Source organism: Cohnella yongneupensis, assembly GCF_042655785.1.
Lineage (GTDB): Bacteria > Bacillota > Bacilli > Paenibacillales > Paenibacillaceae > Cohnella > Cohnella yongneupensis.
This window is the reverse complement of sequence record NZ_JBHSNC010000024.1, coordinates 85,928-112,301: the sequence shown is the minus strand read 5'-3', so window position 1 is coordinate 112,301 and position 26,374 is coordinate 85,928. Positions and strand designations below refer to the sequence as shown.

Genomic DNA, 26,374 nt, shown 5'->3' with positions numbered 1-26,374 from the left:
ACAAAACTTCGAGGCAAAGGGGGACTAATTACGAATGCGCATGGTGCCGATTTCGTTATGCAGGCCGGGAATGAAATTGGCCAAAAAAATTTATTCCGACGATGGCATCGTATTACTTGCGGAAAATGTCGAATTAACGTCTGCCTTGATTCGCAGATTGAGCAATACCGGCATTTATTTTTTGTATATCCATGACTCCCGCACGGAAGACGTTACGATTCCGGAATTGATCTCCGAGGAGACGCAGCGGCAAGCGATGCAATCGATCCGGTTGGCGTTTCGCGAATACGTCGATCAACCGTCGAGACGCAAATCGGTTACGTACCCTTATGTCGGACGAGCTATTCGGCAATCGATGAACCTCATCATGGACGAGCTGAGCGGGAATAACGACGCGATGATCATGCTGATGAATTTGCACACGGTCGATCATTACTTGTTCACGCACTCTTTGAACGTATGCGTGTATACGACTTTGCTTGGCATGGCGAACGGATACAACAAAGAGCAACTGATGACGCTCGGACTTGGCGCCATGCTGCATGACGTCGGCAAGACGCAAATTTCGATGCAAGTGCTGTTGAAGCCCGGCGCGCTGTCCAAGAACGATTACGAGGAGATTAAACGGCACACGGAGCGGGGCTATTATTTGCTCAAGGACGAACCGAACATCCCGTTGCTCGCCGCGCATTGCGCCTATCAGCATCACGAGCGGTTGAACGGAAGCGGATATCCGCGCGGATTGAAGGGCGACGAAATCCACGATTACGCGAAGCTCATCGGTATCGTGGACTCTTACGACGCCATGACCAGCCATCGCATCTATAAGGATGCCATGCTGCCGCATCAGGCGGTCGAAGTGCTGTATACGGGAAGCGAAACGTTATACGATACGGAGATGTTGAAGCTGTTCCGCGACAAAGTCGCCATCTATCCGATCGGCATCACGGTGAAGCTGAACACCGGGCAACGAGCGGTCGTCGTTGATATAAACTCCGCGGCGGCGCACCGGCCGATCGTTCGGGTCATTACCGACGAATACGGCATGGACCTGTCCGTCCCGTTCGACATGGATTTGTCGAAGCATCTGAACATTATGATCGTCAAGATCGAACTGGGCGGAGTCGAAAGCGACTCCTTGCCCGCATAGGCGAACGATAACCGACTTTCCCTTGCGGCTCAAGCCGTTCTTGGGAAAGTCGGTTTGCATTATTAGCCTTCCGACCATTACAATATTAGTATCAACACAGTAGACAGGAGCTATTTAACATGCCAGGTTATACCTATCCGTCCGTAGCGGCACCGTTCTCACCGCCATCGGATTGGAAGCCTCTCTCGCCCGCATACGATCCGTGGGATCCTATCCGTTCGCTTAGCAGTCATGGTCGCCATATGCTGACGAGCGTCGAATTCACGGTCACCCACCTTTGCAACATGAGATGCGAGCATTGCGCGGTAGGAGATAGCTTGACGATGACGGAAGCGCCGCATATACCGCTGGACGTTATTTTCCGCAGGCTGGACGAAGTCGAGCACTTGGAGACGATCAGCTTGACGGGCGGCGAACCGACTTTTCGCATGGAAACGGTAAAAGAAATTTTGCTGCCTTTATTGAAATATGCGAGAGAACGCGGGATCCGGTCGCAATTGAATTCCAACGTAACGTTAGATTACGAGCGATACGAATTGATCGCCCCTTACTTGGATGTCATGCACATTTCGTTCAATTATACGAGAGCGCAAGATTTCCATGAGGTCGGCTTCGCCAAGTCGGGCCGCAACGTACGGCCGGATACGACCGCTAAGCTGTACGAGCGTATGATAAATAACGCGCGCAGATTGTCCGAAGGCGGTTTATTCGTATCGGCTGAATCCATGATCAACTATCGTACGTATAATAAAATAACCGACATTCACGATTTGATCGTCGAGATGGGCTGCAAACGCCACGAAGTTCACCCGATGTACCCGAGTTCCTTCGCATCCGGACTGCCGGCGATTACGCGGGATCAGATGAGAGCTTCCGTGGAGGCATTGCTCGACCACCGTAATCCGGACGTATGGATGCTGTTCGGAACGCTGCCGTTTTTCGCTTGCAGCGAAAGTCCGGAAGAGCGAGGATTAGTGAAGCGGCTAATGGCAGAACCTAACGTTACCGTCCGCAATGATCCGGACGGACGTAATCGGGTTAACGTGAATCTGTTCAGCGGAGACGTCTACGTGACGGATTTCGCGGCGATTCCGCCATTCGGTAACGTGAGCAAGGAACGGCTGGACGACGTGTTCGACCGCTGGCAAAATCACCCGATGCAACGGGCGATCAACTGCCATTGCCCGGAAGCGAGCTGCTGCGGTCCGAATCTGCTTGTTAACGATATGTATTACAAAGGTGCAGATTTCATGAACAGGCGCGCCATTCCTTGATCATCATCTCGTCCGTTAGCGGACGGTACGCATATGAGGAGTTGGAATCAAGTTGGAAGAGTTACAATGGGGATCGATTTTTTGGAATTTACTGCTCGTCCTAATTCTTGTGTTGTTGAACGGATTTTTCGTCGCGTCCGAATTCGCCCTAGTAAAGGTACGGCAAACTAGGCTGACGCAGCTAAGCAACGAAGGCAACACGCGCGCGAAATACGCGCTTAAGGTCAACAGAAAGCTGGACGCTTATTTATCGGCGACCCAGTTGGGCATTACGTTGGCTTCGCTTGGACTAGGCTGGGTAGGGGAACCGGCTGTCGCCGATCTGATCATCGAGCCGATCTTGCACGGCTTCGGCGTGACGGATCCGGGCGTCATTCATCCGATCTCGTTCACCATCGCGTTCTGTGTTATCACTTTCTTGCATATCGTACTCGGCGAATTGGCGCCGAAGTCGCTCGCCATTCAACGGTCCGTCGGCGTATCCCTATGGCTTTCGTGGCCGCTATTAATGTTTTACCGGGTGTTCTTGCCGGTAATCTGGTTTCTCAACGGCACCGCGAATCGTCTGCTGAGGCTTTTCGGAGTAGCGCCGGCCAGCGAGCACGACGCGGCCCACACGGAAGAAGAAATCCGCATCCTAATGAATCAAAGCGCCAAGACGGGCATCATCGACAAAGACGAGATGACGCTGTTCGACAACGTGTTCGAATTCGCGGATCGCGTCGCGCGCGAAGTTATGCTGCCTCGCACGGACATGGACTGCCTCTTCGACAATCAGTCGTTCGCCGATAACATGAAGCTCGTATACGCGACGAAGCATACGCGCTATCCCGTCGGCTTCGAGGACAAAGATCAAATTATCGGCTTCGTACATATTACGGACTTGCTTATGGCGGCTCCCGATCAGGACCATGATCTGAAGAAGCTGCTGAGACCGATTTTAAGCGTGCCCGAGTCTATGGAAATCAGCAAAGTGCTTAAGCTGATGCAACGGAAAAAGTCCCAGCTCGCCATCGTCATCGACGAATACGGCGGTACGGCGGGGATGTTGACCGCGGAGACGATCATGGAAGAAATCGTCGGGGAAATTCACGACGAATTCGACGACGAGCTTCCGAGCGTCGTCGTCAAAGGGGAATTAACTTCCGTGGACGGGCGTATGCTCATAGAAGACGTGAATGATTTGCTAGGTCTGTCCATCGAGGATGAAGAAGTCGATTCGATCGGCGGCTGGATGTTCAATCACTTGGAAGGCAATATCGCCAAAGCGCAAAAGGTGAACTATCAAGGCTTCACCTTCGAAATTGCGCAAACCGAAAGGCTACGCGTCGTAAGGGTCCATATTTATCGCGCGACGCCGAAAGTAGAGGTCGATTCGGCGGGACAAGCCGTGGAGAAGGATTAACCGAGCGCGAGCGCCGGGAAGCGAGGGATCGGCTATGCCGATGCGAACGATTATTTTATTAGGCACTTCGGTAATCTTTTTGTATCTATTATTTACGGTGGGTTCGCCTTTCTTGCTCGCGCTCGTCACCGCTATTTTCCTAGAGCCGTTAACCGGCGTGCTCATGAATAAGGCGAAGATGAACCGGCTCGCCGCTTCGACGATCTCCAGCACGATCTTTACCGTCGGCTTGCTCGGCATGCTGGCGTTGATCGGGATCAAGCTCGTGAACGAATTCGCCAACTTTCTTAAGACGACGCCGGACATTCTCGACAATGCCCAAACCTACTTGAAAGACACGTTGGAAGATTTGCAAAACTATTCGAGCGGAGGCTCCGCCCCTGCTCAATTGGAAAATTGGCTAGACAATTTGACCAGTATGCTTAGCTCGCTAGCGCTCAACGTGGCGAACGTGCTGACCGGCTACGTCAAAGGCATACCGGACTTTTTCATCTTCTTCATCGTCTACCTCGTGGCCGTCTACTTGTTCACGCTGAGCTTGCCGATGATGAAAGCTTCGTTCCTCAACTTGTTCGAAGACAAGTCGAAGGACCAAGTCGAACAAGTGCTGATGAGCCTGCGGAGATCGGTATTCGGATTCCTTCGCGCGCAGCTGCTGTTAAGCGTCGTTACGTATATCATATCGTTCATCGGCTTGCTTATTATCGGGACGAGCTACCCGCTCGCGATCGCGCTGCTCATCGTCGTCGTCGACGTGCTGCCGGTGCTCGGAACGGGCTCGGTGCTCGTGCCGTGGGCGATCTATCAATTGGCCGTTGGCGACTTATATGTAGGAATCGGCTTGTTGATCCTGTTCGTCGTCATTACGATCGTAAGGCGCATCATCGAGCCGAAAATACTCGGGGATGCGGTCGGCATCGGCTCCCTATCCGCTTTGATCAGTTTGTACGTCGGGTACGAGCTTGTCGGCATAATCGGCGTGTTCCTCGGTCCGATCATCGTGATCGTCTTCTCGGCGATGCGCAAAGCCGGGTTGTTCGAATTCAAAATCAAGTTTTAACGAGATCCGCAGAGAGGCAGTGTTCACTTCGTGTCGAATCCTAACTTGGGGCAGGAAATGCTGGCGGCGATGTCCAAAAGCGGCTGGAGGATCACCGATCAACGCAAGACGCTCGCGCATATTTTCTCCAGCAACGAAGGCTATTTATCGCCGAAGGACGTCTACGACGAGATGAGCCGGATTTACCCGAGCGTGAGCTTCGAGACGGTGTATCGCAACCTCAGAATGCTAAGCGAAATGGGCGTGTTGGAGCAGTTTTACTTCATGGACGGCGGGCTGAAGTTCAAAGGGAGCTGCATCGATCACCATCATCACCATCTCATATGCGTCAATTGCGAGAAGACGCTGACGTTCGAATACTGTCCGATGGAGCAGCAACTGAAGCTGCCCGGAGACTACCGCATTTTGAACCACCGCTTCGAAGTGTACGGCATTTGCGAGACTTGCCAGTTGACCGAGCAGGCGAATCGCGCCTAACGAAAAAGACCATGCTTCGGCTCGTGCCGATTGCATGGTCTTTTTTTTGAAACGGAAGCTTCAATAGATCTTCTTCTGCTCGCGGTCCGCCTTCAGCATCTCGACCGCTTCCTTAAACCGGAGCGAATGGACGATCTCCCGCTCGCGAAGGAATTTCAAGCTGTCTTGGATGTCGACGTCGTCGGTGTAGTCGATCAGCCACTGATACGTCGCCCTTGCTTTCTCCTCCGCGGCGATATCCTCGTACAAGTTAGCGATCGGATCGCCTTTCGCTGCGATATAGGTGGCCGTAAACGGAGCACCCGCCGCACTAGTATAGAACAAGTCGCCGCCGTGATTCACGAATTGCTCGCCAAGACCAGCTGCTTCCAACTGCTCCGGAGTGGCATCCTTGGTAAGCTTGTAGATCATTGTAGCGATCATCTCTAAATGAGCGAACTCTTCGGTCCCGATATCCGTAAGCAATCCGATCACTTTATCCGGTATCGTGTAGCGTTGATTCAAGTATCGTATCGCGGCAGCCAGCTCCCCGTCCGAACCGCCGTACTGTTCGGTCAAATATTTGGCCATCCGGGGGTCGCATTTGCTGACTCTGACCGGATATTGAAGCTTTTTCTCATAGATCCACATTCGCGCTCCCCCTTAGACCTGCCATGGCCAAGGGGTATCTACCCATTGCCAAGGAAATCGGGAATAACTGTGTCCGTATTGCATAAGCGGTCCGTGTTTCATCTCGAATTCGCTTGCGAGCTGTTGCCGACGTTGCGCCAGCTGGTTAAATTGCTGCACGGCTTGCATATCCGTCGGATGGGTATCCAGATATAAAGTAAGCTCCACGAGGGCGAAGTCGACCACTTGCAGTTCCTCGAGCTCGGCGCAATACGCTTCGTCGCCTCGGTCGCTCCGTTCCGCCCGCTTGCCCCGCTGCGATTCGGTACGTTCGTCCCGCTCGTGGCGTTCAGCCATTCGTTTTCCCTCCTTTGACGGCGCGCCGCGACGTATAGGGACTATACAGCGCCGGCCATAACGTTCCTCTTCGCATAGCTTCCTCCAACGGGAATTGCGGCAAATTCATCGGCTGATAATTGATGAATTGATTCGGCGGCACGATGTACCATTTCACCCTAATCGGCGGACAAGGGTCGTGCGGGCTTACGTACGGTTTCCAGTCACGCCATTGCGCATCATACATAGGTCTGTATCCTCCTCTAGGTCGGCGCGTACAAGGCTAGCCAATCGAGAAATATTCAACGCTATTGTATGCGGCTGCGGATATGGTTCAGACCTGGTTCCCAAACGTTAGCAAAAGGAATCTTAGGTCTGCTTGCAGGGAAAGTGTCGGCATCTGTCGAATAGGGGCATATAGAATTGAGTTCAGGGAGCAAACAGGATGTGGGGACAAAAAGGATTCACGCTGCGATTCGCTGTTAATGCGATCGTGCTTATCAGCGTAATCGTCACGGTGGCGATCAGTGCGATCATAGGTTATCAGAGCGAGAAGCGATCGTTAACGCGAACGACTTTTCAGATGAATCAGGTGTACGTGAACAAAATATCGGATACCGTAAACGGGCTGTTCGGCAATATGTTCGACAGTCTAAACGTATTCGGTCAATATATGGCTAAAGATTTGAAACGGGCAGATCTTCATGATCGATTCGACCTCTTCCAGCGAACCCACACGAATTTCAACGCCGTGTTCATCATCGATCGCGACGGCACGCTCCTGGAAGGTTCCAACGTGCTGAAGAAAGACGTCGGGACGAAGATCGAATCCGTAGGTAGCCTGCAAGCGTTGAAGGAACGGCGTCCGCTCGTGTCGGAGCCGTATACGAGCAAGACGACGAACAAGCTCATCGTAATGGTGAGCGTGCCGCTCTACGACGATAACGGCGAATACCTCGGATTCATTGGCGGTTCGATACGGCTACACGAGACGAATATTTTTCAGACGATACTCGGAAATGCACCCTACCAAGCGGACGGCTCTTACGCGTACGTGATGAGCATGTCGGGCGTGCTGCTCTATCATCCGGACGCAACCCGGATCGGAGAGAACGTGACGTACAGCCCGATCGTCGACGCGATCAGGGTAAACAAAACGGGAAAGCTGCGCTTCGTCAACTCAAAGGGCATTAACATGCTCGCCAGTTACGCCAACATCGGCTCGCCGGGATGGGGCATCGCTTCCCAGACGCCGAACGATACGGTGCTCGCTTCCGCGCGGGATCTGGTCAAGAAGCTGTTGCTCTACATGCTGCCTGCGCTGCTTATCTTCGTTGCGGTTATTTATTGGATCGTAGGCAAGATGGCTTCGCCGTTCGCCAAGCTGGCGCAGTTCGCTGCCCAGTTGTCGCCGTCGAACAGCGGCAAGGATCAGTTGCCGAAGATCCACGGATGGAGCAACGAGGCGAACGAGCTGCACAAAGCGTTCGGCAGGGCGGTAAGGCATTTCCGGTATCAATTCGAGCATTTGTCCAACGAGGCGCAGACCGACCCGCTTACCGGTCTATACAATAGGCGAACGTTGGATCAGTTCGTGAAGCAGTATATTTCGCAAGGCATGTCTTTCTCGATCTTGATCATGGACTTGGACAATTTCAAGAAAGTTAACGATACGTACGGTCACGATAGAGGCGACGAAGTCTTGCGTTTCCTCGCGAACGCCTTAAGGGACAACCTGGGAGAAGATTGCCTCATCTGCCGGTTCGGCGGAGAAGAGTTCGTCGTTCTCGTCCCGGGCGATAACGCCGAAGTTGCGATGAAGGATGCGGAGCGGGTTCGCAAGTTCATGATGGACACGGCAAGTCCGATAGGGGAGAAAGTTACGATCTCGATCGGAGTGGCGTATTACCCGGGAATGGCGAGTACGTTCGAGCAATTGTTCCGATTAGCGGACGACGCGTTGTACCAAGCTAAAAGATACGGCCGCAATCGGGTCGTCTTGGCGGGAGCTAACGAGTTGGAAGTGAAGTCGAGTTAACGCGGAGGGAGACTTTGAGGCATGAGCGTCATAGGGAAGCTGGCTTCATCGGTAGGGCGCAAAGACGAGGAGCCGAACGTGGCGCTGGCTCAAGCGATCGCGGACGAAGGCGATTCGGATGCGGTGCAGGAGCTTGTGGATCATCTGCGAAGCAAGAACAAAGATATCCGCAGCGATTGCATCAAAGTGCTTTACGAAATCGGCGCGATAGAGCCTAAGCTCATCTCCGGGCATCTATCCGCGTTTGCCCTCTTACTAGACGACAAGAACAACCGGCTGGTCTGGGGAGCGATGACCGCGATAGACGCGATCGCCTTGACGTTGCCGGATGACGTGTATGTTCTTTTACCTGATATTATGGCTGCAGCGGATCGGGGATCGATTATCGCCAAAGACCATGCCGTGGCGATTTTGATTAAGCTTTGCTCGTTCGACGCTTACGTCGAGCGGGCTTTTGAGCTGCTTCTAGGCCAACTGAACGTTTGTCCGACGAACCAATTGCCGACGTACGCGGAAAATGCGCTCCCGCTCATCCATGCCGGAAATAAGGATGCTTTCTCCGAAGCGTTGCTCGGTCGATTGATCGAGATAGAGAAAGACAGCAAGCGCAAGCGGGTCGAGAAAGTCATCCATAAAGCCGGCAAAAGGTAAAACGACCATAAACCCCGATTTCTATGCGAATCGCCTGTTTTGTTTAATATCGTCCCATGGAGAGTGTCCTGCCGCCTTGATATGCTTGAAGTAAATCTCAGCATTCGTAGGAGGAACTCATTTCATGACAGCGCGTCTCAAAACAACGTCCCATAACCCCGCGATTACGACTATATTCACGGCCGATCCGTCCGCCCATGTCTGGGGAGACGGCAAAGTATACATTTATGCTTCCCATGACATGGATCCGGCAAGGGGCTGCGATCTCATGGACCGATACCACGTCTATTCTTCGACGGACATGGTCAACTGGGTAGACGAAGGAGAAATTTTGCGCTCGGACGACGTCACGTGGGGCAGACCGGAAGGCGGCTTCATGTGGGCTCCGGACGCGGCATATAAGAACGGAACCTATTATTTCTACTACCCTCATCCGAGCGGTACGGCTTGGAACGATACTTGGAAAATGGGCGTGGCGACAAGCGACCATCCTTCGAAAGGCTTCGTCGACCGGGGTTATATCGAAGGCTTGGGCGGCTTCGCGATGATCGATCCTTGCGTGCTCGTCGACGACGACGGCCGCGCATACATGTATTACGGCGGCGGAAGCCGGTGCGCGGGCGGCGAGCTGAACGACGACATGATGTCTCTAAAGTCCGGGATGCAGGATATGGTCGGGCTTGACGATTTCCATGAAGCGGCATGGGTATTTAAAAGAAACGGCATCTACTATTTGACCTACTCGGACAATTTGCACGGCAACAACCGGATGAAATACGCGACAAGTCAAAACCCGCTCGGTCCTTGGGAATATCGCGGCGTGTATCTGGAGCCTACCGGCTGCTCGACGTCCCACGGCTCCATCGCGGAATTCAAAGGCCAGTGGTATAAGTTCTACCATAACCAGGAAATCTCGAATCACGGCTGCTTGAGAAGCGTCTGCATCGACAAATTGTTCTTCAACGAGGACGGCACTATACAAACGGTGCAACAGACGAAAGTCGGCGGCTTCGATCCGGTAGGCGAACCATCGGCTCCGAATCCGAACGAGAAAGCCTATTCTGCCGCAAGAGTCGGCGGAGGCGCGATTCTTAGCGGCAACGTCGTGTCGGGACTGGAACATGCAGGCGCCTATTGCGAGTTCGAACAGGTGGACGGAGCGGCCGGCGGCAGAGCGGAGCTGCACGTTCAATACGCGACGGAAGAGCGTCTAGCCAAGCTGCGGCTGACCGTTAACGGAGAAGATTGGTCGCTGCTGAACGCGCTGTCGTCCGGCAACGAGGAAAACTTCACCGGCTACGCGAGCTTTACGGTTCCCCTGAAAGCGGGCGCGAACAATACGATCCGGTTAACGGGCGGCAACGGCGCCATTAGCGTCGCGAGACTAGCGGTCTGTCCGTTCAACGATTAGAATAGAACACCCTATAGTAAGCGCGGGGCATTGCCGATTTCGGCGACGCCCCGCGCTTTTTTTTTGCGTACGCCGGGATTTGATTTCCGATAGCTCGACAATATGCGTCACTATTAACACCGTAAAATTCTCACCCTTTTTGTGTAAGATATTAAATTCTGCATGGCGGCTATTCCCGTTACAATGAGCCCATACGACACAGATGAGGGGGTGCCGGATGAACGGACAGCCGCTAGTGCAGATGGAAGGCATCGACAAATCTTTCCCCGGCGTGCGCGCGCTCGATCAATGCAAGTTTCGATTGAATAGCGGCGAAGTACACGCTTTGGTCGGAGAGAACGGGGCCGGCAAATCGACGTTGATGAAAATATTGACCGGCGTTTACCAGAAAGACGCGGGCCGGATCGTATACAAAGGCAACGAGGTAGACATTCCGAATACGAAAGCCGCACAGAAGCTAGGCATCGGTATTATCCACCAAGAGCTTAATCTAATGCCTCACTTAACGGTTGCCCAGAACATCTTCATCGGCAGAGAGCCGCGGAAATGGGGGCGAACGATACTCGACGATAAGGCGCTCGATCGCAAGGCGCAGCAATTGTTCTCGATGATGAACTTGAACATCGATCCGCGGACGAAAGTATCGGAGCTGACCGTCGCCAAGCAACAGATGGTCGAGATCGCGAAGGCGTTATCGTTCGAATCCGAAGTGCTCATTATGGACGAACCGACGGCGGCTTTGACGACGAGCGAGATTGAGGAATTGTTCCGGATTATCAATCAATTAAAAGCTTCCGGCGTTGGCATCGTATACATCTCGCACCGGATGGACGAACTGAAGCGAATTTCCGACTTCATTACGGTCATGCGGGACGGTTGCTACATCGATACGGTGCGTACGGCGGAGACGACGATCGACCGGATCATCTCGCTAATGGTAGGACGAGAACTTTATCATTCCGTTGACGATCGCCGGATTAACGAAGACGCGCCTACCGTGCTCGAAGTACGTAACCTGAACAGGGGTACTGCGGTGAAAGACGTAAGCTTCCATTTGAAGAAAGGTGAAATCGTCGGTTTCGCGGGCTTGATGGGGGCCGGTCGCACGGAGGTTGCCAGGGCGATATTCGGAGCGGACGCGATCGATGGCGGTGAAATCTACGTCCATGGCCGGAAGGCGACGATCAAGCAGCCCTACGACGCGGTTAAGTATGGCATCGGATACTTGTCGGAAGACCGCAAGCGTTATGGGTTGCTTGTCGATATGGACGTAAAGACGAATGTGGCGATTGCCTCATATAGAAAGTACGGTAGCAAGCTCGGCTGGATGCGCGAGCATCGGATCGAAAGCACGTCGGAGGAAGTTGTCGGTACGCTCAAAGTAAAGACGCCGAGCGTGCACCAGCGGGTGAAGTTTTTGTCCGGAGGCAACCAGCAGAAGGTCGTCATCGGCAAATGGCTGACTAAGGACAGCGACATTCTTATTTTCGACGAGCCGACCCGCGGCATTGACGTCGGCGCGAAAACCGAAATTTACAAGCTGCTTGAAGAGCTCGTGGAGCAAGGTAAGTCGATCATGATGATCTCCTCGGAGCTTCCGGAAATTTTAAGAATGAGTCATCGGATTATCGTAATGAACGAAGGACGCATCACCGGGGAGTTATCCCGCGAAGAAGCTGACCAAGAGAAAATCATGAAGCTGGCAACGCAGCATACCGGCTGAGAAGTGGAGGGACGAACATGAGCGTCGAAGTATCGACTACCAACAAACAACAAGTACGATTTAAATCCGGCAAGCTGCAGCAGCTGCTGGCATTCGTCAGCCTGATCGCGCTAGTCCTCGTATTTACTTTCGCCTCGGAAAACTTCTTCGTCTTCGATAACCTTATGGGCATTTTGTTATCTACCGCGGTAATTGGAGTTCTAGCGCTTGGATCTACGTTCGTCATTATCACCGGGGGCATCGACCTTTCCGTCGGAACGGTAATGACGTTCAGTATGGTTATGACCGGGGTTGTTATCAACTTCTGGAACTTGCCGATTCCGCTCGGCATCGTAGGCGGCATATTGGCGGGGGCTTTATGCGGAATGCTAAGCGGTCTCGCTGTCGCGAAAATGAAAATTCCGCCGTTCATCGCGACATTGGCAATGATGATGATTACGAAGGGCTTATCGCTGGTCATCTCCGGCGCGAAGCCGATTTACTTCCCTTCCAAATCCGAAGTTCCCGAGGGCTCGTTCGTTTTCGCGGATATTTCGAGAGGTTCCATCGCGAAATCTATCATCGGCGTTGAAATTCCGAACGCTGTTCTTATTCTCTTCGGAGTCGCGATCATCGCAGGCCTCATCTTAGCGAAGACGATTATCGGCCGCTACAATTTCGCAATCGGCAGCAACGAGGAAGCGACAAGGCTATCCGGCGTTAACGTCAATTTCTGGAAAGTCACGATCTATACGATTACCGGCGCTTTCAGCGGTATCGCAGGGGTACTTATCGCCTCCCGTCTAGGCTCCGCGCAGCCTGCGACCGGCGCCGGTTACGAGCTCGATGCGATCGCCGCGGTCGTCATCGGCGGCACGTCGCTCAGCGGCGGGCAAGGAACGATACTAGGTACCGTCATCGGCGCGCTCATCATGAGCGTACTCACGAACGGATTGCGGATCCTATCCGTGCCGCAAGAATGGCAGATGGTCATCACCGGTTTCGTCGTCATCGGCGCCGTGTACGCGGACATTTTGCGGAGACGCAAAGCTTGAGCAAGTCCGGTTAATGTCGGTATTACCTCCGTATAGGAGTCAAATACGCACTTATCAACCATAAGGGGAGATTGGGAAATGAATTTCAAAAAAATGGGATTGTTCGCGGTGAGCTTGATGCTAGTCGCTAGCGTGCTGGGAGCATGCAGCAAAAAAGACGACAGCGACAAAAAGATGTACATCCCGGTCATCTCCAAAGGCTTCCAGCACCAGTTCTGGCAAGCGGTTAAGCAAGGCGCGGAAAAAGCAGCTAAAGAATTCAACGTAGACATTACTTTCGAAGGTCCGGAGACGGAACAACAAGTCGACAAACAAATTGAGATGCTGCAAGCGGCGCTCGACAAGAAACCGGCGGCCATCGCTTTCGCGGCCCTCGACAGCAAAGCCGCAACGCCATTGCTTGAAAAAGCGCAATCCGACGATATTCCGATCATCGGCTTCGACTCCGGCGTAGACAGCAACATTCCGGTTACGACTGCAGCTACCGACAACGTAGCAGCCGCTGCGCTTGCCGCGGATAAAATGGGTGAATTGATCGGCGGAAAAGGCGAAATCGCAGTTATTGCGCATGACCAAACGAGCCGCACGGGCGTCGATCGCCGCGACGGATTCGTTAAGGAAATCGAAGCGAAATATCCGGACATCAAAATCGTCGACATCCAATACGGCGGCGACCCGCTCAAAGCGACTGACTTGGCTAAAGCCATCATGCAGGCTCATCCGGATCTGAAAGGTATTTTCGGAACGAACGAAGGCGCTGCGATCGGCGTCGTGAACGCGGTAACGGAGCTGAAGAAAGAAGGCAAGCTCGTCGTAATCGGTTATGACTCCGGCAAGCTGCAAAAAGACGCAATCAAGAGCGGTTTGATGGCGGGAGCCATCACGCAAGACCCGATCGGCATCGGCTATTGGGCGGTTAAAGCGGCCGTTCAAGCGAAAAAAGGCGAGACGGTTCCTAAATCGATCGATACCGGCTTCCACTGGTACGACAAGACGAACATCGATAACCCTGACATCGCGGCATTGCTCTACGACTAATATCGGTTTCGCGTTCAAGAGAAGAGGTTGCCCGTATTCGGGCAGCCTCGTCTTTCGTTGTATTCAATCGGCGTTCCGATCGCTTATACTCAGGTTGTATCCCTACAGATCCTTACTGACGCAAGGGGGGCTTCGCAGGCATGTACAAGGTCATCTTGATCGACGATGAAGACGAAGTGCGCGAAGGGATTAAGATAAAGACGCCTTGGGCCGCTTGCGGCTTCGAGCTCGTCGGAGATTTCGAGAACGGACGGGACGCCTGGGAGGCGCTGGAGACGCTGAAGCCGGATGCCGTCATCACGGACATTTGCATGCCGTTCATGGACGGCTTGGAGCTCGCGCAGCGCATCTACGAGCACTATCGAGCGCTAAAGGTCGTTATCGTTACCGGCTACGAGGATTTCGAATACGCGAAGCGGGCGATCAAGCTGAAAGTCAGCGATTATTTGCTCAAACCGCTTAACGCTCAGGAGTTCACCGATTTTCTATCGAAAATGAAGCGGGAGCTCGATGAGGAACGGTCGAGCAAAGACGATCTTACGCGACTTCGCAGCCAGCTGCACCAGAGCTTGCCGTTGCTCAAGGAAAGCTTCCTCGAGAAGCTGGCAAAGGGACAAGTCTCTCAAGACGAGCTGAACGAAGGGCTAGAGGGGTATCGTCTCAAGCTGAAGGGCCAGTCTTGCTTGGCGATGGTAGCGGATCTCGACGCGGCGCGGGGCGACGTAATCGAGCATTCCGAATCAGATCTGGAGCTGCTTCGGTTCGGCGTCTATAACATCGTGCAAGAGATCGTGGAGAGAGAGAACGGAGGCATCGTATTCCGGACGCGCGAGCAAAAAGTATGCGCGTTGCTTACCGGGGAAGAGGCGCATTTGCGGTTGTTCAGCCAGACGATCGCCAGTTATATCCGCGAAAGCGTAGAGAAGTATTTGAAACTGACGGTGAGCGTCGGAATCGGCACCGTTTGCAGCTCGTTGGACCAATTGCCGCGTTCGTTTCAGGAAGCGCTTTCCGCGCTGGATTACAGGTTCATGCTTGGCGGTAATCGGACGCTATGCATTCAGGATATGGAGTTCGGCCGACGCACGGAAGTTAGATATGAGGCGGGGTGGGAAAATCAAGTTATTTCCGCCATGCGCACCGGCAGCATGTCTTGCGTCGTACCGGCTCTGCGCAAAGGCTTAGATGAATTAAGAAATTCAGGCGCGTCGGCCGATCAAGGTTACGGCGCCGTTCATAAGCTGCTTGCTGCGCTCATGAACTGGGTTGCGGAGACGGGTTTAGGCGCCGACAAATCGCTCACGGACGACCTATTCGCCCAAGCGCAGTCGATGAAGACGCTCGACGCGATCCAGAGATGGCTCGAGGACGTATGCTCCCGCATTCTGACGGAGCTTTCGTCCAAGAGATCTAACGTCGTCGACTCCCAGATGAGGGAAGCCGAGCAGTTCATCGGGCGCAATTACATGAACGAAGAGCTGGCGCTTAGCGACGTATGCGGCTTTTTGTTCATGAGCATCAGCTACTTCAGCACGCTCTTCAAGCAACATACGGGTTCGACGTTCATCGAGTATTTGACGCGGATTCGCATCGACAAGGCCAAGGAGCTGCTCGCGGTTACTGCGCACAAAACGTACGAGATCGCTTCCCTAGTCGGCTATAGCGATCCTCATTATTTCAGCGTTATTTTCAAGCGGCATACGGGACGGACCCCGAAGGAATACCGTGTTCTGCAGAAAGGAATTTCCTGATATGCGCTCCCGGCGGCTATTCCGGTTCAAGAGCATACATACGAGCATTGCCATCGCCTTCTCGTGTTTGATCGCGGCGATGACGGCGCTCCTTACCTACAATTCGTACAGGCTCTCGGAGGAAGCCGTAACCGACAGCGCCAGCGCGTATACCGAGCAGCTTATCGATCAGGTGAACACGAACATTCAGACGTACTTGGACAATATGGTGAGCATATCCGACTTGGCTCTCAGCAACGCCGCCTTGGAGAAGGCCGCGATAGACGCCCCCGGGACGCCGAACAGCGCGGACGCGGCCAGCGGGATTAGCCGGTTTTTCCGCTCGATCGTTCACTCGCGCGCGGACATCGCTTCGATTTTGTTCGTCAGCGAAAACGGCTATATCGTTTCCGACCGGGAAGTCGCTTTCTTCAAGCCGCTCGCGGATTTGCAATCGCAAGATTGGTACATAAGCGCGAACAATGCCAAAGGCAAAGTCGTCATCAGCTCCTCCCATGTCCAGCACGTCTATAAACAAGAATATCGTTGGGTCGTATCCATCAGCAGACAGCTAGGCGAACCCGGTACGCCGGGAAGCGGCGTCCTGATGGTCGACTTGAATTTGAACGTCATCAACAACCTTTGCAAGCAAATTCAGATCGGCACGAGCGGCTACGTCTTTATTTTGGACCCCGTGGGCGACCTTATCTATCATCCTCAGCAGCAATTGCTATATAGCCGACTGAAGTCCGAGGCGATTACTACACTGCTCGCTTCAAGCGACAGTTCCGTTCCGTTCAAAGATGAAGACGGCGACCGTAAGCTGTACACGATCCGAACGAACGAGTTCGGCTGGAAAGTGATCGGCGTAACGTACCCGGACGAGCTCGTCGGCAACAAAAAAGAAATCCGCACGACGTCGGTGTTGGCCGCTTTGTTATTCCTTGCGGTGGCGCTAGCGATATCGATCTTCCTATCTTTCCGGTTAACGAAACCGATCAAGCGGCTGGAGAGCCTCATGAAGAAAGTGGAGAAGGGCGACTTCGATATTCGCGTCGAGGTTGAATCCACGGACGAGATCGGCAAGCTGTCGCGATCGTTCAACCTCATGATCGGCAAAATCAAAGAGCTGATGCGCCAGATCGTCCAGGAACAAGAGATGAAGCGGATCAGCGAGCTCAAAGCTATGCAAGCGCAAATTCATCCTCATTTTCTGTACAACACGTTGGATTCTATTATTTGGATGGCCGAGATGGGCAAAATGGCGGAAGTCGTCACGATGACGACCGCGCTCGCGAAGCTGTTCCGCTCAAGCATCAGCAAAGGCGACGAGCTTGTCCCGATCGAAGTGGAGCTCGAGCATATTCATAACTACTTGAAAATTCAAAATATCCGCTATAAAAACAAGTTTACGTACGAGATCGATATCGATCCGGATATTTACGCCTGCAAGACGCTTAAAATCGTGCTTCAGCCGCTCGTCGAGAACGCCATCTATCACGGGCTTAAGCAGCAGGCGGTCATCGGTACGATCCGGATTACCGGCAGAAGAGAGCAGGGGATGATCGTGCTGCAGGTCATCGACGACGGCGTAGGCATGAGCGAGGAGCAGGTGCACGCGCTGACGACGATATTCCGGCTTGGCGATGGCGGCAAAGGCGTCGGATTGCCTAACGTGAACCACCGCATTCGGCTTTATTTCGGAGAAGGATACGGACTGGAAATCGAGAGCGAGCTCGAAGTGGGCACGACCGTCACGCTTCGAATACCGGAAATCGTCTAAGGAGGACGTCGGCATGCGCAACAAAGTAATGTGGAGTCTTGCGGCCGTCGTGCTGCTTGCCGCGATCGGCACCAGGATGTACTCGTTCTTGGGACCGTCTTGGTCCGACAAGGACAGGCCTATTCTGCTCGTCCCGAAAACGATAGACGGGCGCATCGATTTCTGGCAAGTGCTCGGACAAGGGGCGCTTACGGCGGCCAAGGAGTTCGGCGAAGAGGTCAAGACGGTCGGCACCGTATCGGAGTCCGACGTCGACGGACAGATCGCGTTGCTGGAAAGAGCGCTCGAGACGCGGCCGAAGGCGATCGTGCTCGCTGCATCGGATTATAACCGGATCGTCCCCGTCGCCAAGAAGATCATAGAGGCGGGCATTCCGCTCATTACCGTCGATTCGGGCTTAAACGGAGGAATCTCCGAGAGCTTCATCGCGACCGACAACTACGAGGCGGGCAAACAAGCGGGCAGCGCGCTTATGCGGTGGACCGGCAAAGATGCCCGCATCGCGATCATCAGCGTCGTCAAAGTATCGGCGACCGCCATCGAACGCGAAGGGGGCGCGCGGGACAGCTTGAAGGAAGCGGGCGCGACGAACGTGATGAAGGAAACGTATTATTCCAACTCGTCCGAGACGATGGCTTATCAAATCGTCAAGAAGCTGATCGCGGAGAAACCGGACTTGCAGGGCATCGTCTGCTTGAACGAGCCGACGACGGTAGGGGCCGCGAAAGCGGTGAAGGAGTTTGCGTCGGGGAAGGGCATCAAGATGGTCGGTTTCGACAGCTCCACGGATGAGGTCGCTTTCCTGGAAGACGATATCATTCAGGCGATCGTCGTGCAGAAACCTTTCAACATGGGGTATTTGGCCGTTCGGACAGCCGTGAGCGCCAGCAAAGGACATAAGGTCGAATCGTTGATCGATACGGGCTCTCAGGTTATCACGAAACAGAACATGTACGCCAAAGAAAATCAAAAGCTGCTGTTTCCCTTTGACGGTCGATAACAATCCTGTATGATGGGAAAAAGGAAAAACGACCGCATCGAGGGAGACGAACAGAAGATGAACGAAGCGCGCATTCTCGATTTACCCGAAGCTATGATTTTCGACTTGGACGGCACGCTATTCCAGACGGAGACGCTGCTCGAGCCCGTGCACCGGCGCCTGTTCGCGCAACTGCACGCGGAAGGCTTGTACGGGGACGTTGCTCCTCCGATCGAACGCCTGTTAGGCTCGCTAGGCATGCTGCTTTCCGATATTTGGATGAAAGTAATGCCGGACGGCTCGCCGGAAGCGCACGAGCGGGCGAACGAGCTGATGCTGCAATACGAGATGGAAGAATTGGCCGGCGGCGTCGGGCAACTGTATCCGGGCGTAGCCGAGACGCTTGCCGAGCTGCATGAACGCGGCGTTCGATTGTTCATCGCGAGCAACGGCCTGGAGACATACGTGAAAGGCGTACCGGACGAGCGGGGGATCGGACATTTGTTCGAGGGCAAGTATAGCGCGGGGGAGTTCGGCACGAAGTCGAAGGTCGACCTTGTTCGCAAATTGCTGGATACATATGGCGTGAAATCGGCATGGATGGTCGGTGACCGTTCGTCAGACGTCGCCGCCGGCAAGGAGAACGGCTTGTTCGTCGTCGGGTGCGATTACGCGGGCTTCGGACGCGAAGGCGAGCTGGACGGCTCGGACGCCGTCATCGGCGCGTTCCCGGAGCTGCTGGCGCTTTTGCCTCGTTGAACTTTATACGATCGTTAATGCTGGCGTCCATCGAATACGTGGATTTGAACAAGTAGAACATCAAAGGGGCTTGCTCGCAAGGTCGTTCTCGACCTGCGGCAAGCCCCTTCGCGTTAATAGAGAATGCCGTACGGATCCGCGTCGCTATAATAACGATGCTCGGCGTCCGCTGCGCGATGCTCCGTCCCCAACGTTTGTCCGCCGGCCGTCTTGTGCTCCGCGGACAACGACGATTTGTGGCTGAGCGAGCTTCTGCGCTGCTGGTACACCCATAGCCCGTATTCGATAGGCCGCACGATCGCCTTGCGATAGACGTCGCGTTCTCCTACTTTGCTGAACACTTCGCGCGAAGGCTTCGGATTCACTTCCAGCAGCCATATTTTACCGCTTCTGTCGATGGCCAGATCGAGCGCCAGCTCGCATAGCGAACTATAGGTCGACTCCAAATGCCGCGCGACGTTCACGCCAAACGTTTCCGCGGTAGATTTGATTTGCGCGATCGCGGAATCGCCGCCGACCCATTGCTTAAGCAACGCGTTCATCGAAGCGGCTTGCCCGCCACCGTGCAAGTTGGAGGTGATGCTGCCCGCCGGTCCGATCCGGCCCGCGCAGCCCGTCACTTCCCAAGCTCCGGATCCGTTTTTCTGCACGAGCATCCGATAATCGTGCACGCGTCCGTTAGGCAGCTTAATGTTAAGCCCCTGCTGAGCGATGTACCGATCCCCGTGCATATCCCAGCTTCGGATCGCGCCGTGCAAATTTTGACCGGATACGACTTTCGGACTGACGATGCCGCGCGAATGGTTGCGGCCTTGCAGCAAGAACGAGCCGTCCGTTTTGCGATCGATGCGAAGAATGCCCCGTCCGCCGGTGCCGTTAATCGGCTTCACGTACACCGTCGAAAATTTACGGAGCAGCGAAGTAACATCCTCGGGAGATTGGTACAGTCTCGTTACGGGCAAATGACCGCGGAAGGAAGATACTTTGGACAGCGTTTTGTATACCGTCCATTTGTTTCTGAGCGGACGATTGAGAAAGATCAAATGCGAGTAACGCTTACGGAAAGCAAGAAGCTGCTGGAACCGGTGGCTTCGCTGGATGCGGCAACGGTCGTAGATGACATGTGGGAACCTTACCCACTTCCGGCTCCAGCTTCCCGTCTCTGGCTTGAAGAAGAGCGCGTGAATTCGGCCGTTGCCGTCGTCGACGTCTTGCGGGGTGAAGACGAATACTTGCATGCCGAGCCGCTTGCCTGCCGCTATCATTTTCTCGTATACGGGTCGTTCTTCGAGCGCCTTGTTATCGTTCAAATACAAAGTGAGGATACCAAGCACCGGTTGCGACACGCTGCATTCACCTCCCCGTCGCCTCGGCCTGGTCGGCGGAAGGCGCCGTACCGGCATCGCGTTTCCAGACGAAGCGCAGCGTCGGCTTCCCTGTCGGACCGGTCTCGAGGCCGACGGCGACGAGTCCGGCGGCGAAGCACATCGCGACGCTGGCGGCATTATCGATGGCGACGTTGCAGGTCAATCGCTCCCACGGCTCCGCCAATTCGCTTAGCAGCTGACGGCCGACGCCGCGTCCCCGGAGCGCCGGATGAACGGCGACGAGGCATACGGATTCGCCGAATTTTTCGGCGAAAGCGACGCCCGCCGGGCAGCCGCCTTGCGTATAGGCTACGGCGATGGCGGTGCCCGGGCTGGCAAGCTCCGCTTCGCCGGCGAGCAACAGCTGCTGCCATGCATGGCCGGTAATGCGGCGTTCGCCATGGCGTCTTACGAACCGAAGCAGCAGAAACCGCTGTTTATCCCATTCGACCGGATCGAGGCGCCTGTATTGCAAGTTGACGCTCATAGGGCAGCGCCCCCTTTGGTGTCTTTCTTCAACTGGTGAAGGTATAGACTATATTGGAAAATACGCTCCAAAGACTTGTTGCGGATGTGCGGCTCGTCGAATTTCATCGGCTTGGAGTTAGCCTCGAAAAACCAAACATGGCCCGTGCTATCGATTCCGAGATCCATGGACATTTCGCACAGCCTCGTATGGGAAGATCTCTCGATCTGCCGCGCCAGCGTCAACGTCGTCTCGCGTACTTTGTCTAGCACCTTTGCTGTTTTGTCGCGGCCGAAAATCGTCGTGAGCAGCCTCTCCGGATCTTCGATATAGCCGCCGCGCGGAACATGGGTCGTTATGCTGGAATCGCCGGCGACCCGGGCACCGATGCCCGTTACTTCCCACTTGCCCATTCCGTTTTTTTGAATGAGCGCCCTAAGATCGAATGGCCGGTCCTTGACGGAGGCAAGAGCGATGCCTTGTTGCGCGATATAAGGCTCGCCGAGAATGGCGGATTGCTTCAGCACTTTGCCCCACAGCCGTTTGAGCGTCGTGCAATGGTAGGTGGAGCTGCCTTTTTCCTCTTGGATTTGCAGGCGATAAGGCATGTTTTTCTCCGGTTGTACTTTCACCGTCATTATCCCCACCCCGGCTTTGCCCCGAATCGGCTTCAAGTAGAGAAGCCGGTGCTTGCGGAGCAGGCCGGTCAGAACGGCGGGGCGCGTAAGCTGGCGGGTTTCGGGAATGTACGCGCGCGTCATCCTGCTTTGGTTCAGCCATTGGAACAGCGACCATTTGTTGAAAAAACGCCGGTTGAACAGCTTGATCCCGGGTTGTCTTGAGATCGCCGCCAGCTTGCGTTTCACCCGTAAGAGCCGTTCGTCCTCGCGTTGCGGGATCCGGTTATAGACGACCGTGGGACGCGGAAACCAGGCCGCGCTCCACGATTCGCTGTCCGATTCGTACGTATAGCCGAGCACGCGCGGCGCATTCAGCTTCAAATCTTTGGTCGTCACCACGTAGGTGGTGATGCCCATCTTTTTGCCGGTTTGCAGCAAATCCGCGAAGTTGCTTCGGTTGCCGCGGAACAGTTGCAGGTCGTCGTCGATCGTTAAAATGGCAACGACGGGCAAATCCGCGGTCGTCTCGACGATAAGCGGCTTAGTATCGAGGGATTTCGGAATAATCAAGCTTCATCCCTCCTGCGGAACTTGCTCAAATACATGCAATGATCCAAGATGAACTCGAGAGAAGCTTTGCCTTGCTCCTTCAGCGCAGGATGCTTGAAGATCGACCGGCCCGGCTTGGCGTTCGCTTCGAACATCCATACCGCGCCGTCCCGGTCGATGCCGATGTCGAGACCGAGTTCGCCGAGCGTGTGCGGATAGTTTCGTTCGATCGATTCCGAGAGCTTTACCGCGACGTCCTTCGCTTCCTTCAGAACCGTTTCGGCTCGGTCGCCGAACGTACGGCTAAGCGCTTGCTCGGGCGTCATAAGGGAACCGCCGTTTTTGATATGGGTCGTGACGCTGCCCCTGCCGGCTTTCTTCGCGCCGATGCCCGCGACGACCCACTGGTTCCGTCCGTCCTTATGCATGTGGAACCGGAAGTCGATCGGGCAATTGTCGATTTCGACGAGCCGTATGCCTTGTTGCACGACGTAGCTGCTCAAGCCGCTGCCGTGTCTTGCGCGCAGCATCTTCATGAGGCTGGCGAAGTTGCTGAAGCGAAGCAGCACGTTGCCGCCGTTGCGACGGTAGCGGACGAAGTAACCTCTGCGAGGATGATAGGTCAGACGATAGATGCCGATCCCGAGACTTCCAGCCGTCGGTTTATAGTAGAGGAATTGATGCTTCTCGAGCAGTTCCCGAATGCGTTCGGCCGACGGATTGTTGACCGATTCCGGCAGGTGACGCAGCGCTTCCACGTCGTTATCGAGCAGTTTATAGACGTCGGATTTATTGAAGAAGCTCCAGTTGAAGAAGGGGATTCTTTTCTTCAGGAAGCGTTCCCTGAGCGAAGTAATAGGCATCGTCGTTTCCGCGCGCCGGCTTGTAAGCCGGTTGTAGACGACGTCGGGCAACGGGACGACCCGTCTGACCCAGCCTCCTCCTCCGTCTAAAAACCAGGCATGCACCGTTTCTTGCTGCCAATTGATGTCGCGCGGCGTGAAGGCGAAGAAGTACGCCTTTTTTTCTCCGAGTCGAAGGAGCTCGCGGACGAAGCCGGTGCGATCGCCGAATGGAGCGGATGCCGAGCGCACGCCGTCGGTAAGGACGCCGATCAGCGGTCCGAGCTGAATTTCGTCGTTGTCGTCGTTGGCGACGTAGACGTTGCCCGTCTTCGGAATTCTTACGGAACGCCGCAAACCGGCGGACATATAGACGTGATTGCCTTTGCGCTTAATCAACCTCACGGTAGCGGGAACCGTATCCCGTCCGAGCTTCACGTTCACCGATTTACGTCCGCTCAGCTTAAGCAGCTTCGCAAGCGGGCTGGAAAACCATACGATACGCTCGGGCTGCTGGGTGAAATGGACGTTACAAATGGTCAAACTCATGGATTACCCTCCCAGATGGTCGAAGCAGAATCGTGCTGGCGTAAGACAACGGCCGTACGACGGCTTGCTGGGTCGCCTCTTTGCCGGCTGAGCCCATCGCCGCGCGTCCCGGCTTGGAGTTAGCTTCCAAAAACCACAATTTTCCGCTTCGGTCAACGCCGAAGTCAAGTCCGATTTCCGCGAATCTTCCGAACGACTCCTCGCACCAGCTGGCAAGCCGGAGCGAAATCGCGCGAATTCGTTGCTCGACCGTTCGGGCGCGCTCCTCGCCGAGCAGCGGCTCGAGTACGTCGCCGGGATGCATCGCGCGGCCTCCGCCGTGTAAATTGGCGGTTACCGTGCCTGCCGCGCCTACTCGGGCGGCGACGCCGGTTACCGTCCAGCGCCCGGATTTGTTTTTTTGCAGGAGCGATCTTAGATCGAACGGTTTTCCGTCCGCGGTATGAAGCTCCAGCAAAGGCTGCATGATATAGGCGTGAGATCCGATCCAGCGGTGGAGTCGGTTCAATGCGTCCTGCTCCGTTGCGGCCGTAAAGGAGAACGAGCGGTTGCTGCTCGTGCGTCCGGCCAATTCGACTTTGCCGTCGTTGTCTCTCTTGTACGAGATGACGCGTTTGCCTTGGCTGCCCGCCACGGGCTTCAGAAACGCGGAGCCGTCGTGCTCGCGAAGCCATGCGCGCAAGGAATGGGGTCCTTTGTATGGAGCGGTTGGAGGGACGAGTGCAGCGTACGCCGGGTCGCGGGCAAGCATTTCGCCGACTTTGCCTTTATGCGGCAACCGGCTGTTCAAGAAAATAAGCGCGCGAGCGGCTCTAATGCGCCCGAGTGCAACCTGAAAACGCCGCTTCTCCACTTCGGTGGCCGGCCAAGCGCGATCGTAGACGACGCGGGGCAGCTTCCTCGCCCGCGCGATCCAGCGCTGCTCGCGCTTGTTCCAGGTCCATCCTCTAACGGAGTCGCTGCGCGCATCCCAAGTCCATGGCGCAAACACGACTAACGCAATGCCGATCGCGTCCGCGACCAGACTTAGCCGGCGAATGTACGCGCCTTCGGCGAACGGCGCGATGCCGTCTCGCTCGCATACGAGCACGCCGAGCGCGGATGGGCTATCGCTTAATACGAACGACTTAGAATCCGGAAATAAAGCGAGCATATTGAATGATCATCCGCACGGAAGGGCGGATTTTCCCCTCTGTTAATGGTGTGTTGTCGTTCTTGGACGGCTTAGAATTCACTTCCAGAAGCCATACTCTGCCCGACGTATCCAATGCAAGGTCGATGCCTAGCTCCGCGAAATGCGCGGGAATGTGTGTATCGATGCCTTTGGCGATGTCCAAAGAGGCTTTCTGAAGGCGTGCCGAAGCGTCTCCGCGGTGCATGGCGGGCAAATTGGACTTCGATACGGCTTCCCGTACCGTCGCTAATGTACCGCCGCGCGCCAAATTCGAGACGAAGTGGTGATTGCCCGCCGTTCGGCTGACGATGGACGTAATGGTCCACTTGCCGGTCAAGTTTTTATGCGTTAGCGCCCGGAAGTCCACGGGACGGCCGCCGATCTCGATAAGCGCCAGTCCTTGCTGAATCAGGAAGCGATTCGCCTTCATGTTGGTGGCGATCGCGGCGAACAGCTTCGTCAAGCTGTTGAACGGTTGTTTTCTCGTTCCGTTGACGGTCGCGAACGATGCCTGCCAGCTTTCGGGACCGACTCGCGTAATGCGGATGATGCCTTTACCGAGACTTCCTCTCACGGGCTTAAGAAACACGGAGCTGTACCTGGCGCACATGCTTTTGAGCTGATTGACGTTATGAAGCGAGTGCGATTCGGGCAAATACTTAAGCAACGAGCTGTCTTTCTTGAGCGCGTCGAACACTTCGGACTTGTCGAGGAACTTCTCGTTGAACACTTTCCCGTTGTACCGGTGCTTGATTTCTTTCAGAAACGATTGGACGATCGGCTGATTTTCGAGTTTTCGGGACGTCAGGCGATTGTTCACGACGTCGGGAGCGGGAAGCGTCAGCTTGTGCCAGCCTTTCGTGTATACCCATCCTTCGACGGTAGATAGGTTAGCGCCTATCGCGCCCGGAGTAAAGAAATACACGTATGCGCCTTGGGACCGGCAAGCGTCGGTAAGCTCCCGGCAGAACATCGTAATGTCGCCGAACGGTTTATCCGTCTGGCTAGGATGTTCCCGGCTAACGAGCACGCCGATGAGCGGCCCCATGTGCAACGTTCGCGAGACCGGATTGAATCGCAGGCGCACCGTAGTGCCGGAGAAGATGCCCATCCGTCTCGCTAACGTTTGGCTCATCCGCAGTCCCGCGAACTTAGGCACGGGAACGAAGGTGACGGCGTGGCGAAATGATCCGAACTGGATGTAAACTTGCTGCTGGGCCGTAATTTTCCACGTTTTCATCAGCGATTCCGCCAGCATCAGGACATCATCGGACAAAATGCTGGAGCTGACGATGTGGACATCGATTTTCGGGGTGGACATTCTCTTACTCCTTCCACCGTTTCGATTGC

General features: G+C 54.8%; 24 protein-coding genes. 15 read left to right on the top strand and 9 right to left on the bottom strand.

Annotation, left to right across the window (positions count from 1 at the left end; all coding sequences use genetic code 11):
• Positions 1-34: 34 nt before the first annotated feature.
• The 5 genes from ACFPQ4_RS07780 (at position 35) to ACFPQ4_RS07760 (ending at position 5,366) form a co-directional block, all read left to right on the top strand.
• Positions 35-1,150, top strand: coding sequence for an HD-GYP domain-containing protein (locus tag ACFPQ4_RS07780; RefSeq protein WP_378111216.1), 1,116 nt, complete (start codon positions 35-37; stop codon positions 1,148-1,150).
• 119 nt (positions 1,151-1,269) lie between these two features.
• Positions 1,270-2,424: a radical SAM/CxCxxxxC motif protein YfkAB gene (yfkAB, locus tag ACFPQ4_RS07775; protein WP_378111215.1), complete on the top strand. Its 1,155-nt coding sequence runs from the start codon at positions 1,270-1,272 to the stop codon at positions 2,422-2,424.
• 52 nt (positions 2,425-2,476) lie between these two features.
• Positions 2,477-3,829 carry a hemolysin family protein gene (locus tag ACFPQ4_RS07770; protein ID WP_378111214.1) on the top strand — a complete coding sequence of 451 codons (1,353 nt, stop codon included), beginning with the start codon at positions 2,477-2,479 and terminating at the stop codon, positions 3,827-3,829.
• A 34-nt stretch (positions 3,830-3,863) separates the two neighbouring features.
• The gene (ytvI, locus tag ACFPQ4_RS07765; protein WP_378111213.1) at positions 3,864-4,889 is read left to right on the top strand and encodes a sporulation integral membrane protein YtvI; all 1,026 of its coding nucleotides are present in this window, start codon (positions 3,864-3,866) and stop codon (positions 4,887-4,889) included.
• Between the two features lie 57 nt (positions 4,890-4,946).
• Positions 4,947-5,366: a Fur family transcriptional regulator gene (locus ACFPQ4_RS07760; protein WP_378111391.1), complete on the top strand. Its 420-nt coding sequence runs from the start codon at positions 4,947-4,949 to the stop codon at positions 5,364-5,366.
• Between the two features lie 60 nt (positions 5,367-5,426).
• On the opposite strand, the gene ACFPQ4_RS07755 is transcribed toward ACFPQ4_RS07760, so the two are convergent.
• From ACFPQ4_RS07755 to ACFPQ4_RS07745, 3 genes are read right to left on the bottom strand one after another with little or no spacing between them, the layout of a single operon-like run.
• Positions 5,427-5,996, bottom strand: a complete 570-nt coding sequence (locus ACFPQ4_RS07755; protein ID WP_378111212.1) for a manganese catalase family protein — start codon at positions 5,994-5,996, stop codon at positions 5,427-5,429.
• A 12-nt stretch (positions 5,997-6,008) separates the two neighbouring features.
• Positions 6,009-6,332, bottom strand: a complete 324-nt coding sequence (locus ACFPQ4_RS07750) for a spore coat protein CotJB (RefSeq protein ID WP_378111211.1) — start codon at positions 6,330-6,332, stop codon at positions 6,009-6,011.
• Positions 6,325-6,558, bottom strand: coding sequence for a spore coat associated protein CotJA (locus tag ACFPQ4_RS07745; protein WP_378111210.1), 234 nt, complete (start codon positions 6,556-6,558; stop codon positions 6,325-6,327). The genes ACFPQ4_RS07750 and ACFPQ4_RS07745 overlap by 8 nt, the downstream gene beginning before the upstream one ends.
• A 198-nt stretch (positions 6,559-6,756) precedes the next feature.
• Between ACFPQ4_RS07745 and ACFPQ4_RS07740 the strand changes: the two genes are divergently transcribed.
• From ACFPQ4_RS07740 to ACFPQ4_RS07695, 10 genes are all read left to right on the top strand, one after another.
• Positions 6,757-8,349 carry a sensor domain-containing diguanylate cyclase gene (locus ACFPQ4_RS07740; protein ID WP_378111209.1) on the top strand — a complete coding sequence of 531 codons (1,593 nt, stop codon included), beginning with the start codon at positions 6,757-6,759 and terminating at the stop codon, positions 8,347-8,349.
• Between the two features lie 21 nt (positions 8,350-8,370).
• Complete coding sequence (locus ACFPQ4_RS07735; protein WP_378111208.1) at positions 8,371-9,000, top strand: HEAT repeat domain-containing protein; 630 nt, start codon at positions 8,371-8,373, stop codon at positions 8,998-9,000.
• Between the two features lie 124 nt (positions 9,001-9,124).
• Entirely contained in the window at positions 9,125-10,411 is a 1,287-nt protein-coding gene (locus tag ACFPQ4_RS07730; RefSeq protein WP_378111207.1) for a family 43 glycosylhydrolase, read from the top strand.
• A 217-nt stretch (positions 10,412-10,628) separates the two neighbouring features.
• Entirely contained in the window at positions 10,629-12,134 is a 1,506-nt protein-coding gene (locus ACFPQ4_RS07725; RefSeq protein WP_378111206.1) for a sugar ABC transporter ATP-binding protein, read from the top strand.
• Positions 12,135-12,151: 17 nt separating this feature from the next.
• A complete protein-coding gene (locus ACFPQ4_RS07720) occupies positions 12,152-13,168 on the top strand; it encodes an ABC transporter permease (protein WP_378111205.1) in 1,017 nt (338 codons plus the stop codon).
• Between the two features lie 78 nt (positions 13,169-13,246).
• On the top strand, positions 13,247-14,206 hold the full coding sequence (locus ACFPQ4_RS07715; protein ID WP_378111204.1) for an ABC transporter substrate-binding protein: 960 nt from the start codon (positions 13,247-13,249) through the stop codon (positions 14,204-14,206).
• Positions 14,207-14,346: 140 nt separating this feature from the next.
• Positions 14,347-15,957 carry a response regulator gene (locus ACFPQ4_RS07710; RefSeq protein ID WP_378111203.1) on the top strand — a complete coding sequence of 537 codons (1,611 nt, stop codon included), beginning with the start codon at positions 14,347-14,349 and terminating at the stop codon, positions 15,955-15,957.
• Position 15,958: 1 nt separating this feature from the next.
• Positions 15,959-17,719 (top strand): sensor histidine kinase, encoded by a 1,761-nt coding sequence (locus tag ACFPQ4_RS07705; protein WP_378111202.1) that lies wholly within the window; start codon positions 15,959-15,961, stop codon positions 17,717-17,719.
• 13 nt (positions 17,720-17,732) lie between these two features.
• On the top strand, positions 17,733-18,719 hold the full coding sequence (locus tag ACFPQ4_RS07700; RefSeq protein WP_378111201.1) for a substrate-binding domain-containing protein: 987 nt from the start codon (positions 17,733-17,735) through the stop codon (positions 18,717-18,719).
• Positions 18,720-18,776: 57 nt separating this feature from the next.
• The gene (locus ACFPQ4_RS07695) at positions 18,777-19,457 is read left to right on the top strand and encodes an HAD-IA family hydrolase (RefSeq protein WP_378111200.1); all 681 of its coding nucleotides are present in this window, start codon (positions 18,777-18,779) and stop codon (positions 19,455-19,457) included.
• Positions 19,458-19,570: 113 nt separating this feature from the next.
• Here ACFPQ4_RS07695 and ACFPQ4_RS07690 read toward each other — a convergent pair whose 3' ends face one another.
• Genes ACFPQ4_RS07690 through ACFPQ4_RS07665 form a run of 6 tightly spaced genes read right to left on the bottom strand, consistent with a single transcriptional unit; the run spans position 19,571 to position 26,345 of the window.
• Positions 19,571-20,803, bottom strand: a complete 1,233-nt coding sequence (locus tag ACFPQ4_RS07690) for a YheC/YheD family endospore coat-associated protein (protein ID WP_378111199.1) — start codon at positions 20,801-20,803, stop codon at positions 19,571-19,573.
• A 7-nt stretch (positions 20,804-20,810) separates the two neighbouring features.
• On the bottom strand, positions 20,811-21,311 hold the full coding sequence (locus ACFPQ4_RS07685; protein WP_378111198.1) for a GNAT family N-acetyltransferase: 501 nt from the start codon (positions 21,309-21,311) through the stop codon (positions 20,811-20,813).
• A complete protein-coding gene (locus ACFPQ4_RS07680) occupies positions 21,308-22,480 on the bottom strand; it encodes a YheC/YheD family endospore coat-associated protein (protein ID WP_378111197.1) in 1,173 nt (390 codons plus the stop codon). Before ACFPQ4_RS07680 ends, ACFPQ4_RS07685 begins: the two co-directional genes overlap by 4 nt.
• A complete protein-coding gene (locus ACFPQ4_RS07675; RefSeq protein ID WP_378111196.1) occupies positions 22,477-23,850 on the bottom strand; it encodes a YheC/YheD family endospore coat-associated protein in 1,374 nt (457 codons plus the stop codon). Before ACFPQ4_RS07675 ends, ACFPQ4_RS07680 begins: the two co-directional genes overlap by 4 nt.
• Entirely contained in the window at positions 23,831-25,003 is a 1,173-nt protein-coding gene (locus tag ACFPQ4_RS07670) for a YheC/YheD family endospore coat-associated protein (RefSeq protein WP_378111195.1), read from the bottom strand. Before ACFPQ4_RS07670 ends, ACFPQ4_RS07675 begins: the two co-directional genes overlap by 20 nt.
• Positions 24,978-26,345 carry a YheC/YheD family endospore coat-associated protein gene (locus ACFPQ4_RS07665; RefSeq protein WP_378111194.1) on the bottom strand — a complete coding sequence of 456 codons (1,368 nt, stop codon included), beginning with the start codon at positions 26,343-26,345 and terminating at the stop codon, positions 24,978-24,980. The genes ACFPQ4_RS07670 and ACFPQ4_RS07665 overlap by 26 nt, the downstream gene beginning before the upstream one ends.
• Positions 26,346-26,374 lie beyond the last annotated feature (29 nt).